This is a genomic window from Gryllotalpicola ginsengisoli DSM 22003, assembly GCF_000419445.1.
GTDB classification, from domain to species: domain Bacteria; phylum Actinomycetota; class Actinomycetes; order Actinomycetales; family Microbacteriaceae; genus Gryllotalpicola; species Gryllotalpicola ginsengisoli.
The window spans coordinates 1-13886 of record NZ_AULK01000016.1 but is presented as its reverse complement, the minus strand read 5'-3'; the positions used below and the strand labels follow the sequence as shown (position 1 = coordinate 13886).

Sequence of the window (13886 nt, the reverse complement as noted above, 5' to 3'; positions counted from 1 at the left end):
GCGAACTGTCGGTGCGCGCCGTCGAAGATCTGCACAAGCGGGCGATGGCCGAGCGCTACTTCAGCGTCGGTCCGGTGAAAGACGGGGCGGCCCGGGTGTCGGGGCTGCTACCGGCCGAGCACGCCGAGACGATCCGCACCGTGATCGACGCCTACGTCAACCCGAAGGCGAAGGTGCGGTTCCGCGACCCCGACGCGCCCGACCCCGACGCGCCCGACGGAGACGCGCCCGACGGCGAAGCGCTGGACGCGCGCACCGCGGGGCAGAAGCGGGCCGACGTCGTGCGCGACATCTTCGCGTTCGCGGCGCGCTCGGCCGACGTTCCCGACATGGGCGGCGACCACCCGACCGTATGGCTCTCCACCACCGAGAGCGAACTGGCGGCGGGGCGCGGGCTGGCGTTCTTCGCCGGCGCATCCGAACCGGCCCCGGTGGCGGTGGCGGGGCAGGCCGCGTGCACGGGCGGGGTGCAGCAGGTGATCTTCACCGACGACGGCCGCCTGCTGCGGCTCGGCCGCGAGAAGCGGGGCTTCACCCGCCGCCAACGCCGCGCCATCGCCCTCAGGGACGGCGGCACGTGCCTGATCCCCGACTGCACGGCTCCCGCGCAGTGGTGCGAGGCGCACCACGTCACCTCCTGGCGCGAGGGCGGCCCGACCGACGTCGACAACGGAGTCCTGGTCTGCTGGTACCACCACCACGAGATCGACTCCGGGCCCTGGCACGTACGCATGACCAGAGGAAAACCCGAAGTGCGTTACACGGCGTTCGGGAAAGACACCGGATGGACACCCGCAGGCGACGCCTGGGTCCACGCCGCCGCCTCGGCGCGCGACGGCACTCGACGACATCGCACCTGACCCGCCGCAGGGGAGAAGTCTGCCCGTTGCACACCGGATGATGCCCATAGTGTGGTCAGTGGCGGCGCCGCCGGCGCGCCGCCGGTCATCTCCGTTCAGTCGCGCCACCGAGAGGAGCCGCCAGAGATGGGACAAGATCTGACCGGCACGCGGCTGACCACCCCGGTCCTGCTGCTGATCACCGTCACGGTCGGGCTGTGCGCGGGGTCGAACTACTTCAATCAGCCCTTGCTGGACTCGATCGCCGCCGCCTTCCACGTCAGCGGAGGCCTCGCCGCCGCGACCGTCACGGTGGCTCAGGTCTCCTATGCCGTCGGGCTCGTGCTCATCGTCCCGGCCGGCGACGTCGTCACCCGCCGCCCGCTCATCCTCGTGCTGCTGGCGGTGCTGACCGTCGGGCTGCTCGTGAGCGGATTCGCCGTGACGTTCTGGCAGTTCCTCCTCGGGCTGATCCTGGCGGGCGTCAGCTCCGTCACCGCGCAGGTGCTCGTGCCGTTCGCCGCGGCGCTCGCCGCGCCGGCCGAGCGGGCGTCGAAGACGGGCGTCGTGATGGGCGGCCTGCTGATCGGCATCCTCCTCGCCCGCTCCGTCAGCGGGTTGCTCTCCGAGTCGGGCGGCTGGCAGACCGTGTACCGGGTCGCAGCGGTGCTCGTCTGCGCGGCGGCCGTCGCCGTGCGGCTGATGCTGCCGCCGGAGCCGGCCGCCCCCGATCACCCGCGCTACCTCCAGGCACTGTCGACCCTGCTGCCGCTGCTGCGCCGCTACCCGAGGCTCGCCACCCGCACCGTGCTCGGCGGCCTCGCCTTCGCCGGCGCGAGCCTGGTGTTCGCCACGATGGCCCTGCACCTGTCCGCCGCGCCGTTCCACTTGAACGACCTGCAGATCGGCCTGGTCGGACTCGTCGGGGTGGCCGGGGCACTGGCCGCCGGCTTCGTCGGCCGCGGGGTGGACCGCGGGCTGGAGGTCACAATGGGCGCGATCTGCCTGGTCGTGCTGCTCGCGGCATGGGCCTGCTTCGACACCCTCGGCCGCACCAGCACGGTGGCGTTCATCGTCGCGATGGTGCTGCTCGACCTCGGCCTGCAGGGCGTGCACGTCGCGAGCCAGGGCATCATCCAGCGCCTCGACGACCGGGCCCGCTCCCGCATCACCTCGGTCTACATGACCGGCTACTTCATCGGTGCCGCACTGGGCTCCGGCATCGCCGCCCTCCTGTGGGAGCTCGACGGGTGGCCGGCCGTGTGCGCGGCCGGCTTCGCGCTGCTGGTGCTCGCCGCGGGCGCCTGGGCGCTCGACCTGCGCGTCGCGCGGCGCGTGGCGGCGCGGACGGCCTAACGAGCGGCCCGGCTACGAGCAGCGGGCCCAGGCGATCATGCGACGAGGGATGCCTCGAGCGCGGCATCCGCCGCCTTCAGCACCTTCGCCGCCGCCTCGATGCCCTCGATGCGGCCGAGCTCGGTGTCCTCGTGCTCGATGTTGACGCACATCTCGGGGTCGACGTCGTAAAGCGCCCGGAGGAACTCGGTCCAGTACTCCACCGGGTGGCCCTTGCCGAGGGCGACGAAGTCCCACGCAGACGGCTTCGGCCACTCGTTGGCCCACTCGTCGCCGCCGAGGTTGGTGCGCGGCTCGTCGGGCCCCAGGCGGCGGAAGGAGTTGTCCAGCACGCCGTTCAGTGCGGCGGTCTCGGGGTTGATGCGCACGTCCTTCGCGGCGGCGTGGAAGATCAGCTCGCCCAGGTGGCGCACGACGGCGACGGGATCCATCTGCTGCCAGAACAGGTGCGAGGCGTCGAGCTCGACCCCGACGTGCGTGGCGCCGGTCAGGTCGATGAGCTTGTGCACGCTCGCGGAGTTGAAGACCAGGTTCTGCGGGTGCAACTCGAGGGCGACCTTGACGTCGTGGTCGCGGGCGAGCCGGTCGGTCTCGCGCCAGAAGTCGGCGGCGATCTGCCACTGGTAGTCGAGCACGTCGAGGGCGGCGGAGTTCCACGCGTTCACGATCCAGTTCGGCCGCCTCGTGTTCGGCTCGCCGCCCGGCAGACCCGACATGGTGACGACGCGGTGCTGGCCGAGACGCGCCGCGAGGCGGATCGAGCGGCGCACGTCTTCGGCGTGCTTCTCGCCGATGACGGGGTTCGGGTGCAGCGGGTTGCCGTTGCAGTTCAGGCCGGCGATCTCCACGCCGGTGCCCTCGAAGAGGCCGAGGAAGTCGTCGCGCGCCGCGTCGCTGTCGAGGATGTCGTCGAAGGTCGGCACGTGCACGGCCGGCAGGAAGCCGCCGGTGTTGATCTCGATCCCGGTGAGCCCCAGGTCGGCGATCACCCGGATCGCCTCGGGCAGCGTGCGGTCGTGCAGGATGGCGTTGTAGAGGCCGAGCTTCATTCTTGTCCTTACCTGGGGGAGGGGAGCGACGGGGCGGGGGAGTCGACGGCGATCCTCGCGCCGCCGCCTTGGGCGGAGCGGGCGACCGCGTCGAGCAGGATCAGGTTGCGCAGGCCCTCGCCGAAGTCGGCGTTGCGCGGCAGCGCCTCGCTCTCGGGAACGCCGGCGATCTCGTCGAGCAGGGCGCGCGCCTGGAAGACGAAGCCCTCGTTCTGCCCGATGCCGACGCCGGGCGCATCCATGGGCAGCCCGCCGCGCCAGTACGGATGCGCGGGCCCGAGCACGACCGTGCGCCAGCCGGCCTCGGCCGCGTCGTCGCCGGTGACGAACAGGCCGACCTCGCCCGGGTGCCGGAAGTCGAAGGACGCGGCGCCCTTCTCTCCGTGCACCTCGACGACGAGCGTGTTGGGGTGGCCGGCCGCCACCCGCGAGACGGCGAGGTCGGCGGTCGCGCCGCCCGCGAGCTCGGCCGAGAAGCTCGCGACGTCGTCGTTCTCGACGGCCTCCAGCTCGTCGGAGACGGCGACCTGCCCGCGGCCCGAGACCGCGCCGAGCGGCGTCGGCCGTTCCGGGATCACGGTGCTCAGCGTGCCGCCGCGCACCGCCGTGATCTCGGAGCCTGCGACGAACTCGACGAGGTAGCTCAGGTGGCTGCCGACGTCGGCGAGGGCGCCCGAGCCCGCGGGGCCCTTGAAGCGCCAGCTGATCGGCGTGCGCGGGTCGTGGGCGTAGTCGGTCCAGTACCGGCCGCTGACGTGGTAGACGCGCCCCAGCCGGCCCGAGCTCACGAGCTCGCGCAGGTACGCGAGGCCCGGCGAGCGGCGGTAGGTCAACCCGATCCGGGCGACGGATGCCGCGGCATCCGCTGCCTCGACCATCGCCTGTGCGTCCTCGATCGTGTCCGACAGCGGCTTCTCGCACAGCACGTGCTTGCCGGCGGCGAGCAGCGCCTCGACGATCTCGCGGTGCAGCGCGTTGGCGACCACGACCGACACGACGTCGATGTCGGGCGCCTCGACGATCGCGCGCCAGTCGGTGTCGTGCCGGGCGTAGCCGAACCGGGCGGCGGTGTCGGCCGCCGCCGGCTCGTACACGTCGGCGATCGACACGAGCCGGACCGGCGGCAGCGCGGCGCGGTACAGGGTGGGGGCGGAGCGGTACGCGGCGGCGTGGGCCTTGCCGGCCATGCCCGCTCCGATGACGGCGACGCCGAGGTCGATTGTGCTCATCCGGGAGGCGCGCCGCTCAGACCACGGGCCGCGTAGCCGGTACCTGCCCCGTGACCTTGTCCTGGGCCAGGTAGATGTTGCCCGTCGTGACGTCCTCCTCGAGCTGCTCGAGGGTGCGTCCGCGCGTCTCGGGAACGGCGCGCCACACGAACAGCAGGGCGAGGGCGTTGACTACCGCGAAGGCGAAGAACGACCCGCTGATGCCGATCGAGGCGATGAGCGTCGGGAAGTAGAGCCCCAGGAACGCGTTGGTCAGCCAGAGGATGAACACCGAGGCGCCCATGCCGAAGGCGCGCATCTTCAGCGGGAAGATCTCCGAGAGGGTGACCCAGACGGCGACGTTGAGGAAGGTCTGCACCGAGCCGACGAAGACCACGACGAGCAGCAGCAGCAGCCACGGGCGCACCGGGTTGCCCTCCGGCAGCGCGAGCGAGCCGACGCCGATGAGCAGGTGGCAGACGGTCGTGAGGAAGAAGCCGATGATGAAGGTCTTCCGGCGGCTGAAGCGGTCCATCATGCGCAGCGCGATGATGGCGCCGATCACGGCGATGATGCCGGGGGCGACGTTCGCGATGAGCGCCGCGCTCGCCGAGAAACCGGCGCTGATCAGCACCGTCTGCCCGTAGTACATGATCGAGTTGATGCCCGTGAGCTGCTGGGCCATGCCGAGCCCGATGCCGATGAGCAGGATGCGCAGCAGCCACTTGTTCGTGACGATGCTCATGAAGCTCAGGTGGTGGACCCGGGTCTCCTCCTGCGCGATGCGGTTGATGTCCTGCAACTCGGCCTCGGCGCGCTCCTTCGAGCGCAGCGTCGAGAGCACGGCGAGCGCCTCGTCGGTGCGGCCCTTCTCGACGAGCCACCGCGGCGATTCCGGCATCCGCAGCATGCCGATGAACAGCGCGATGGCAGGCAGCGCCTCGACGGCGAGCATGACGCGCCACACGCCGTTGCCCTCGCCCCAGATGTTGCCGATGATCGCGTTCACGATGAACGCGGCCAGCTGCCCGGCCACGATCATGAACTCGTTGCGGCCGGCGATGGATCCGCGGATCTCGTACGGTGCGAGCTCGGCGAGGAACACGGGCACGACGGTCGAGGCCGCGCCGACCGCGAGGCCGAGGATGACCCGGCCGACGACCATCGTTCCGAAGTCGGGTGCGAAGACGCAGATGAGTGCGCCGATGAAGAATGCGGCGGACATGAGGATGATCGACTTGCGCCGCCCCCAGCCGTCCGAGAGCCGGCCCGCGCTGATCGCGCCGACGGCCGCGCCGAAGAGCAGGCCGCTCGTGACGACGCCCTCGGTGAGGGTGGTCAGGTGCAGGTCCTTGACCATGGGGTTAATGGCCCCGTTGATGACGCTCGTGTCGTAACCGAAGAGCAGGCCGCCGAAGGTGGCGACGAGGGCGACGAGGCCGAGCCTCTTGCGGTGCGGGCCCGCGGTGAGCGGGGGCAGGGAATTCGACGGCACGGCGCTGCCGGCCGCGCTGCTCGTAGCTGTCATGTTGTGGACTCCTTCGTCACGAGCCACTTCGTCGCAGTGGCTGGACGCGAGCATAACTTAAAATGTCACGTCATAGGAACAAATTCTTTCCCGACCTCGCAGCCCGCTTCCACCGCCCGGTGCGCGACTAGAACGTCGCGTACTGCTTCTTGAAGTGCGCCTCGAGGCTCTCCAGGCTGCGTCCCTTGGTCTCCGGCACCGCGACCCCGATGAAGAGCAGAGCGAGGCCCGCGATGAAGGCGAAGACGAGGAAGGTGCCGAAGCCGAGGGATGCCACGAGCGAGGGGAACGCGAACGAGATGATCGCGTTTGCGCCCCAGAGCACCAGCACGGTGAAGCCCATCGCGACGCCGCGCAGGCGCAACGGGAAGATCTCGGAGAGCATCAGCCAGGCGAGCGGCCCCAGGGTCCCCTGCATGAGGCCGACGAACAGCAGGATGAAGACCAGCAGCAACCAGCCGCGCACGGGGCTGCCCGACGGCAGCAGGATGCCGGAGAGGCCGACGAGCAGGTGGGCGATGAGGATGCCGGTGAAGCCGAAGAGCATCATGCCGCGCCGGTTGAAGCGATTCAGCAGAGGCAGCGCGATGAGCATGGCGATGATCGAGATCACGCCGATGAGCACGTTGAAGATCAGGGCGGAGTTGCGGGTGAAGCCGGCCTCCTGCAGCACCTGGGTGCCGTAGTACTCCATCGAGTTGATGCCCGTCAGCTGCTGGAAGGCGCCGATGCCCATGCCGATCATGATGAGGCGGCGGATCCACGGCTCCGACTTGATCTCGTCCCACGCCGAGTAGTTCTCCGTGAGTCGGCGCTCGGCCTCCAGCAGTTGCGCGATCTCGGCGTGCTCCGCGAGCGCGCGGTCTTCCGGCCGCAGCGTCATCAGCACGGCGAGGGCGTCCTCGCTGCGCCCGTGCGAGAGCAGCCAGCGAGGGCTCTCGGGAAGGCGCAGCATGCCGAAGAACAGCAGGATGGCGGGGATGACGGCGATGGAGAGCATGACGCGCCACACCTCGTGGCTCTCGCCCCAGACGTTGCCGATGATCGCGTTGAACAGGAAGGCGAGGAACTGACCGCCGACGATCATCAGCTCGTTCCGGGAGACGATGCCGCCGCGCTTCTCGAAGGGCGCGACTTCGCCGAGGTACACGGGCACGGTGACCGACGCTGCGCCGACGGCGAGCCCGAGCACGACGCGGAAGACGAGGAAGGTGAGGTAGCTCGGCGAGATGACGCTGCCTGCCGCGCCGATGAAGAACAGAATCGCGAGGAACAGGACGGTCCGCTTGCGGCCGATGCGGTCGGCCACCCGGCCGCCGACGAGGGCGCCGACCGCCGCTCCCGCCAGAAGCAGGAAGGTGATGAGCCCCTCCTGCACGGAGTTCAGGTGGAAGTAGCCGACGATGAAGTCCAGCGCGCCATTGAGGACCCCCGTGTCATAGCCGAAGAGGAGACCGCCGAAGGTGGCGATGATCGCGATGGTTCCGACGCGGCGGTTGAAGCGCCGGTCGTCGCCGAGCGGCGGGAGCGCGAGCGAGTTGGCGACGGTCTTCGTGGTCGGGATATGGGACATGCGGTGTTGTGCCTTTCGGTGCTCCTCGTTGAGACCCCAGCGGGGCCGGCCGACATCCCCCTCCGGCCTTGTGACGCAATTTGACAGAACAAACTAACAATCCGTCACACTAACACCACGTTTTTTCCGCCTCCCGGCCGGCGGCGTATCCGTCAGGTTACGATGTCAGGACAAACTGTTTCACCTGTAGAGCTTGGAGATCGCATGCCTCTCGTCCGCATCGACGTCACGGAAGGGCGCACCCCCGACCGGGTGCGCGCCATCGCCGACGCCATCCACCGCGCCATCGTCGCCGAATACGGCATCCCGGAGCGAGACCGCTTCCAGGTCGTCACCGAGAAGCCGGCCGGCCACATCATCGCCGAGGACGCAGGCCTGGGCTTCGACCGCGACGGCGAGGTCGTGATCATCCAGATCTTCACCCAGCGCGGCCGCACCATCGAAGCCAAGCAGAAGCTCTACGCCGCGATCGCGGGCGAGCTCGGGGCGCTCGGCATCGCCGGAGAGAACGTGTTCATCGGCTACGTCGAGAACGGGCCGGAGGACTGGTCGTTCGGCTTCGGCCGCGCCCAGTACGTCACCGGCGAACTCGCCGTCCCGGCGAAGGCGGTGGCGTGATGAGCACGGCCACCGCAGCCGCAACCGCCCAGGCGACCGCGCTCTCGCGCGCCACGGCCGACTTCCCGCAGACCGCACTCTGGAACGACTCGGCCGACCCCGACGAGCTGTCCCGCTCCATCGGCTTCGGCGCCGTCGGCGCCACCTGCAACCCCGTGATCGCTTACACCGCGATCAGCTCGCACCTCGACGTCTGGAAGCCGCGCATCGCGCAGCTCGCCGCGCAGCACCCGATCTGGGGCGAGTCGCAGCTCGGCTGGCGGGCCGTCGAAGAGCTGTCCGTCGAGGCGGCCAAGCTGCTCGAGCCGGCGTTCGAGGCATCCGGCGGTCGTAATGGGCGCCTCTCGATCCAGACCGATCCGCGCCTTCACCGCGACGCTCAGGCGCTCGCGGACCAGGCCGTGCGCTTCTCACAGCTCGCGCCGAACATCATCGTGAAGATCCCCGCCACCTCGGTCGGCCTGCAGGCCATCGAGGAGGCCACCTACCGCGGGGTGAGCATCAACGTCACGGTGTCCTTCACCGTTCCGCAGGCCGTGCAGGCGGCCGAGGCGATCGAGCGCGGGCTGAACCGACGAGCGGCCGACGGGCTGCCTGAGAAGGAGTTCGGCTCGGTGGTCACGATCATGGGCGGCCGGCTCGACGACTGGCTGAAGACGGTGGCCGCCCGCGAGCGGCTGCTCATCGAGCCGGGCTACCTCGACTGGGCCGGCGTCGCCGCGCTCAAGCGCGCCTACGAGATCTTCCGCGAGCGCGGCTACCGCTCCCGCGTGCTGGCGGCCGCGTTCCGCAACGCGCTGCAGTGGTCGGAGCTGCTCGGTGGCGACCTCGTCGTCTCCCCGCCGTTCGACTGGCAGCTGCGCATCAACGAGAACGACCTGCCGGTGGAGTCGCGCATCGACGTGCCCGTCGACCCGCGCATCATCGAGACGCTGTCCTGCAAGCTGCCCGACTTCGCGCGCGCCTACGAGCCCGACGGAATGACGCCGGCGGAGTTCGACGACTTCGGCGCGACCCGCACGACGCTGCGCCAGTTCCTCGACGCCGACGCCAAGCTCGACGCGCTGGTTCGCGACATCCTCGTCCCGGCCCCGTGACGGCGGGCGCCGGAATGACGAAGCTCTCGATGAACGTCACGACCACGTTCTACGGAAACGTGGTCAACGACATCGCCGTCGCCAAGGCCGCCGGTTTCGGCGGCATCGAGCTGCAGAGCCCGAAGCTCTACCGGTACCTCGACGCCGGCTTCCCCGCCGAGTCGCTGCCGCCGCTGCTCGAGGGCCTCACGGTCACCGGCCTCGGCGCGGTGCTCGACGCCGAGCGGCAGGGTGAGGGCCGGGAGGCCTTCCTCGCCGAGGTGCGGCGCATGTGCGGCGTGGCCGTCGTCGTCGGCGCCCCGATCGTGCAGCTCTGCACCGGCCCCGTCGACTGGGAGGTCGTCAAGGACTTCAGGGCGGGTCGGCCGGCAGCGGGGGATGCGCGGTACCGCGGCACCCTCGGACGCAGCGAGAGCGAGGCGATCGATGTGCTCGCCGGCAACGTGCGCGAGGCCGCCGACATCGCCGCCGATCACGGCCTCGAGCTGTACCTGGAGCCGCTGGCCTGGTCGAACCTCAACCGGCACCGCCAGGCGCTCGAGGTCATCGAGCGGGCCGGGCGCGAGAACGTGGGCATCACGCTCGACACGTGGCATTACTGGACGGTGGGCGACACCCTCGAAGAGGTCGCCGCCACTCCGAAGGAGCTCATCAAGACCGTGCACCTCTCCGACGGCCTCGACCTCGACCGGGCCACCGAAGTGCCCGACCAGAGCGTGCACCGCGATGTCGTCATCGGCGGCGGCGCGATCCCGCTGCAGCAGTGGGTGGACGCGATCAAGTCCACCGGCTACGACGGGTGGTGGGTCTCGGAGATGTTCTCGACCAAAGCCAGCGAGCACGACTTCCTCACCGTCGCGAGCACCATGCGCGGCCTGCTCGAGATCCTGGTGAGCTGAGGCCGGTCGTGCAACGCTTCGGGCTCCTCGGCATCGACCTCGACCTGGCTCGCGCGACGGGCGGCCAAGCGTGAGCGTCCGGGTCGGGCTCGCCGGATACGGCCAGGGCGGCCGGTTCTTCCACGCCCCCTACATCGACGCCGCCCACGGATGCGAGCTTGCCGGCGTGGTCAGCCGCGACCCGGACCGGGCCAGGCTCGCGCGCACGGATCACCCCGGGGTGCCGGTGCGCGGCAGCCTGGGCGAGCTCATCGACTCCGGTGTCGACGTGGTGGTGCTGTCAACGCCGCCGCAGACCAGGCGCGAGCTGGCGTTGGAGGCCATCGGCCGGGGCGTGCACGTCGTGGCGGACAAGCCCTTCGCCCCGACGGTCGCCGGGGCGCTCGAACTGGTCGACGCCGCTGAGGCGGCCGGCGTGATCCTCACCGTCTTCCACAACCGTCGCTGGGACACGGACCTGCAGACCCTCAAGAGCGTCGCCGATCAGGGCGAGCTCGGCGCACTGTGGCGCTTCGACTCGCGCTTCGACCTCGACGAACCCGGCACGCTCGAGGCGGGTCCCACGGGCGGGTTGCTGCGCGACCTCGGCAGCCACCTCGTCGACCAGGCGCTCTTCCTCTTCGGTCCGGCGCGGTTCGTCTCGGCGCAGCTCGACTGGCTGCAGCTGCCCGAGGGCAGAACGGATGCCGGCTTCGTGATGTCCCTCGAGCACGCCGGCGGCGTGCACTCCCACCTCTCCGCGAGCAAGGTCAACGGCCTGGTGTCCCGAGAGCTGCGCCTGCTCGGCGAGCTGGGCGGCTACGCGTCCGCCTACCGGGACGTGCAGGCCCAGGCGATCTTCGCCGGGAAGCGCCCGGCCGACGACCGCGCAGGCTGGGGCTATGAGGAGCCGGAGCGCTGGGGCATCCTGCACACCCGCGGCGAGCACAGGACGGTGCCCTCCGCTCAAGGCGACTACACGGTCTTCTACGAGCAGCTCGCGCAGGCGGTCACGACCGGCTCGCCTCCGCCCGTCGACGCCCGCGACGCCGCCGAGGTCGTGCGCGTGCTGGAGGCGGCGCGGGTCAGCGCCGTCGAGCACCGCACCGTGCGGCTGCCCTGAGCGCGGGCCCGCCGCACGGGCTCAGTTGTCGACGAGCGTGATCTCGAACGAGTAGAGGTCGGGCCGGTAGCAGTGGTGGCCGAACTCGACGGCCCGGCCCGAGGTGTCGTAGGCGGTGCGGTCCATGGTGAGCACCGGCCCGTGGCTCTTGATCTCCAACAGCCGGCTCTCGTCCGTGCTGGCCGAGCGTGCGCCGATGCGCTGCTGCGCCACCCGGATCAGCGTGCCGCGGGCACGCATCAGCTGGTACAGGCCGCGCTGCTGCAGCTCGTCGGTGCCGAGGTCGGTGAACTCCTCGGGAAGGAAGTTCTCGAGCACGGCGAGCGGAACGCCGTCGGACAGGCGCAGCCGCCGCAGGTGCAGCACGGGGGAGCCCTCGGCGACGGTGAGGCGCTCTGCGGTGCGCGCATCCGCTTTGATCACGTCGTGCGACAGCAGCGTGGTCGACGGATGCTGGCCGCCGGAGTTCAGGTCGTCGTAGAGGCTGGTCAGCTCGACTTTGCGCGTGACCGGTCCCTGCACGACCTGGGTGCCGATGCCGCGTCGGCGCACGAGCAGTCCCTTGTTCACGAGCTCCTGCAGCGCCCGCCGGATCGTCGGGCGGGAGAGGTTCAGCCGCTCGCCGAGGGCGATCTCGTTCTCCAGCCGGGCGCCGGGGGCGATCGTGCCGTCGACGATCGCCTGCTCGATGCGGCTGGCGATCTGGAAGTACAGCGGGATGGGACTGGCCCGATCGATGTCGTGGAAGACCTCGCTGGGCAGGTCGGCGGGCTTCGTGTCTGCGGGACTCGCCATCGGTGGTCTCTTCTCGGTCTGACAAAGGGTGCGGTTTGTCACATCATAGAGTGCTCGAAGTGATAACGACGGTATGTCTGAACAAGGCTGTGGATCGAGGTGCCATCTGCCTGGGCCTGTACAGATTGCGAGGCCGCCAGGAGGTGTTCATCGCCGCGGCCGGGCCGGCCGGCGTGCTCGCCGGGCACCTGGCGCGGTCGTCGAAGGACAGCGACGAATGACCGAGGAACAGGACGCCGAACAGCGGGCCGCCACCACGTCGCCGGGTGAACTGCTGAGCAAGGTGACGCAAGACTTGTCCACGCTGTTCCGGCAGGAGATCCAGCCGGCCAAGGCCGAGGTGAAGGAGTCGGCGACCAGCGCGGGCAAGGGTGCGGGAAAGATGGGCGGGGCCGCCTACGCGGCGTTGACCGCCGCGGACCTGAAGGACCGGCCCGGTATGCCCTAGGCTTCGCCGCATGTCAGCGGACATCACCTACGACCACCTCGGGTTCGTCGTCGACGACATCGAGGCCGTCGCGGCGTTCTTCACGGGCCTCGGGTTCGCGCGCAAAGACCTCGGCGTATCGAGCGGCACCTGGGTCGATCGCATCGTGGGCCTCGAGGGCACGGTCGAGCAGATCGTCCTGATCTCCGCCCCCGACGGCACCGGCCCCATCGAGCTGACCAAGTTCGACGCGCCGCCGTCTGCGGGCGAGCCGCAGCAGCTGCCGTCGAACGCCTTCGGCCTGCGGCACGTCGCCTACCGCGTGGCCGACGTCAACGCGACCGTCGCGCTCGCCCGTGAGCTCGGCTACGACCTTGTGGGCGAGATCGCCGACTTCCGCGACCTGTTCCGTCTCGCCTACGTCCGCGGACCGGAGGGCCTGATCCTCGAGCTGACGGAAGACCTCAGCGCCGGCCCGGCGGCCGCGCGATAGCGGCACCTGGCAGTCGCCCGGAATCGTCACTGCCGGCCGGGTCGGAGGCGCGGAGTGGTCGCGATCAGCGATCGGTCAGGGCCGCGCGAAAGGCGGAGGCGAGCGGCAGGGCATGGAGAAGGCCTGGGGAAGGTGACCCGAACACCTTCCCCAGGCCCTTGTAAACGCCCGCCGGGAACCCCGCCGCAAGCCTCCCCACATGGAGTGGGCGGGTCATCCAGCGCGGCTGACCCGGACGCGTCCCGTGGAGTGGTGTAGATTTCGGCCGCTTCGTGTCACGTCGTGAACGTGGTGAGCCATCGTGCGATGGTCAGTGAGAACTGTTCAAGGAATCTCACGGAAGGACACAAGGCACGATGGCTCTGGACCAGTCTGCCCTCCTCGAGCTGCTCGGGGAATTGAAACTCACGGATGTCTCGGATCGGATCAGGCATGCGACCGAGACGCTGTATCAGGAGCTGATCGACGCGGAGGCCGCCGCGTTCATCGGCGCGGCACCCTACGAGCGCACCGAGGCGCGCACGGCAGTGCGCAACGGCACCCGGCCGCGGGTGCTCTCGACGACGGCGGGTGATCTGAACCTGAAGATCCCGAAGCTGCGGGCCGGCAGCTTCTTCCCGTCGCTGCTGGAGCGGCGCCGCCGGGTGGACCAAGCTTTGTTCGCGGTCGTGATGGAGGCCTACCTGCACGGCGTCTCGACCAGGAAGGTCGACGATCTCGTCAAGGCGCTCGGCGCCGATACCGGCATCTCGAAGTCCGAGGTCTCGCGCATCTGCGCGGATCTGGACGAGGAGGTCGCCTCCTTCCGGGACCGGCCGCTGGACGGCTCCTACCCGTACGTGTTCCTGGACGCGACGTACTGCAAGGCGAGGGTGAACCACCGGGTCGTCTCCCAGGCCGTC

The 13886-nt window shown here is 70.0% G+C and carries 15 protein-coding genes; 10 read left to right on the top strand and 5 right to left on the bottom strand.

The genetic code is table 11. The annotated features are described in order from the left end of the window. Positions 1-860: HNH endonuclease signature motif containing protein (locus H563_RS0114020; RefSeq protein ID WP_022883211.1), on the top strand; the 860-nt coding region annotated here is incomplete at its 5' end. Positions 861-986: 126 nt separating this feature from the next. Further along, a complete protein-coding gene (locus H563_RS0114015) occupies positions 987-2195 on the top strand; it encodes an MFS transporter (protein ID WP_022883210.1) in 1209 nt (402 codons plus the stop codon). A gap of 35 nt (positions 2196-2230) precedes the next feature. Here H563_RS0114015 and H563_RS0114010 read toward each other — a convergent pair whose 3' ends face one another. The 4 genes from H563_RS0114010 to H563_RS0113995 all read right to left on the bottom strand — a co-directional run bounded on the left by H563_RS0114010 (position 2231) and on the right by H563_RS0113995 (position 7553). After that, on the bottom strand, positions 2231-3244 hold the full coding sequence (locus tag H563_RS0114010; RefSeq protein WP_022883209.1) for a sugar phosphate isomerase/epimerase family protein: 1014 nt from the start codon (positions 3242-3244) through the stop codon (positions 2231-2233). Positions 3245-3252: 8 nt separating this feature from the next. Continuing rightward, complete coding sequence (locus H563_RS0114005) at positions 3253-4473, bottom strand: Gfo/Idh/MocA family protein (RefSeq protein ID WP_022883208.1); 1221 nt, start codon at positions 4471-4473, stop codon at positions 3253-3255. A 16-nt stretch (positions 4474-4489) separates the two neighbouring features. Further along, complete coding sequence (locus H563_RS0114000; protein WP_022883207.1) at positions 4490-5980, bottom strand: sugar porter family MFS transporter; 1491 nt, start codon at positions 5978-5980, stop codon at positions 4490-4492. Between the two features lie 127 nt (positions 5981-6107). Next, positions 6108-7553 (bottom strand): sugar porter family MFS transporter, encoded by a 1446-nt coding sequence (locus H563_RS0113995; RefSeq protein ID WP_022883206.1) that lies wholly within the window; start codon positions 7551-7553, stop codon positions 6108-6110. Between the two features lie 204 nt (positions 7554-7757). On the opposite strand from H563_RS0113995, the gene H563_RS0113990 reads away from it, so the two are divergent. The 4 genes from H563_RS0113990 to H563_RS0113975 all read left to right on the top strand — a co-directional run bounded on the left by H563_RS0113990 (position 7758) and on the right by H563_RS0113975 (position 11269). Beyond that, the gene (locus tag H563_RS0113990) at positions 7758-8171 is read left to right on the top strand and encodes a tautomerase family protein (RefSeq protein ID WP_022883205.1); all 414 of its coding nucleotides are present in this window, start codon (positions 7758-7760) and stop codon (positions 8169-8171) included. Further along, the gene (locus H563_RS16990; RefSeq protein WP_022883204.1) at positions 8171-9268 is read left to right on the top strand and encodes a transaldolase family protein; all 1098 of its coding nucleotides are present in this window, start codon (positions 8171-8173) and stop codon (positions 9266-9268) included. Before H563_RS0113990 ends, H563_RS16990 begins: the two co-directional genes overlap by 1 nt. A gap of 29 nt (positions 9269-9297) precedes the next feature. Then, the gene (locus tag H563_RS0113980) at positions 9298-10167 is read left to right on the top strand and encodes a sugar phosphate isomerase/epimerase family protein (RefSeq protein WP_245556862.1); all 870 of its coding nucleotides are present in this window, start codon (positions 9298-9300) and stop codon (positions 10165-10167) included. Positions 10168-10237: 70 nt separating this feature from the next. Further along, on the top strand, positions 10238-11269 hold the full coding sequence (locus H563_RS0113975; RefSeq protein ID WP_022883202.1) for a Gfo/Idh/MocA family oxidoreductase: 1032 nt from the start codon (positions 10238-10240) through the stop codon (positions 11267-11269). A gap of 21 nt (positions 11270-11290) precedes the next feature. Here the strand turns inward: H563_RS0113975 and H563_RS0113970 are convergent, their stop codons facing one another. Continuing rightward, on the bottom strand, positions 11291-12064 hold the full coding sequence (locus tag H563_RS0113970) for a GntR family transcriptional regulator (protein WP_022883201.1): 774 nt from the start codon (positions 12062-12064) through the stop codon (positions 11291-11293). 59 nt (positions 12065-12123) lie between these two features. On the opposite strand from H563_RS0113970, the gene H563_RS18025 reads away from it, so the two are divergent. From H563_RS18025 to H563_RS16980, 4 genes are all read left to right on the top strand, one after another. Continuing rightward, positions 12124-12285 (top strand): hypothetical protein, encoded by a 162-nt coding sequence (locus H563_RS18025; RefSeq protein ID WP_155865273.1) that lies wholly within the window; start codon positions 12124-12126, stop codon positions 12283-12285. Then, positions 12282-12512 (top strand): phage holin family protein, encoded by a 231-nt coding sequence (locus H563_RS16985; protein WP_022883199.1) that lies wholly within the window; start codon positions 12282-12284, stop codon positions 12510-12512. The genes H563_RS18025 and H563_RS16985 overlap by 4 nt, the downstream gene beginning before the upstream one ends. A 10-nt stretch (positions 12513-12522) precedes the next feature. Continuing rightward, positions 12523-12984, top strand: coding sequence for a VOC family protein (locus tag H563_RS0113955; RefSeq protein ID WP_022883198.1), 462 nt, complete (start codon positions 12523-12525; stop codon positions 12982-12984). Positions 12985-13340: 356 nt separating this feature from the next. After that, positions 13341-13886 (top strand): IS256 family transposase (locus H563_RS16980; protein ID WP_022883197.1); only part of this gene is annotated, 546 nt, incomplete at its 3' end.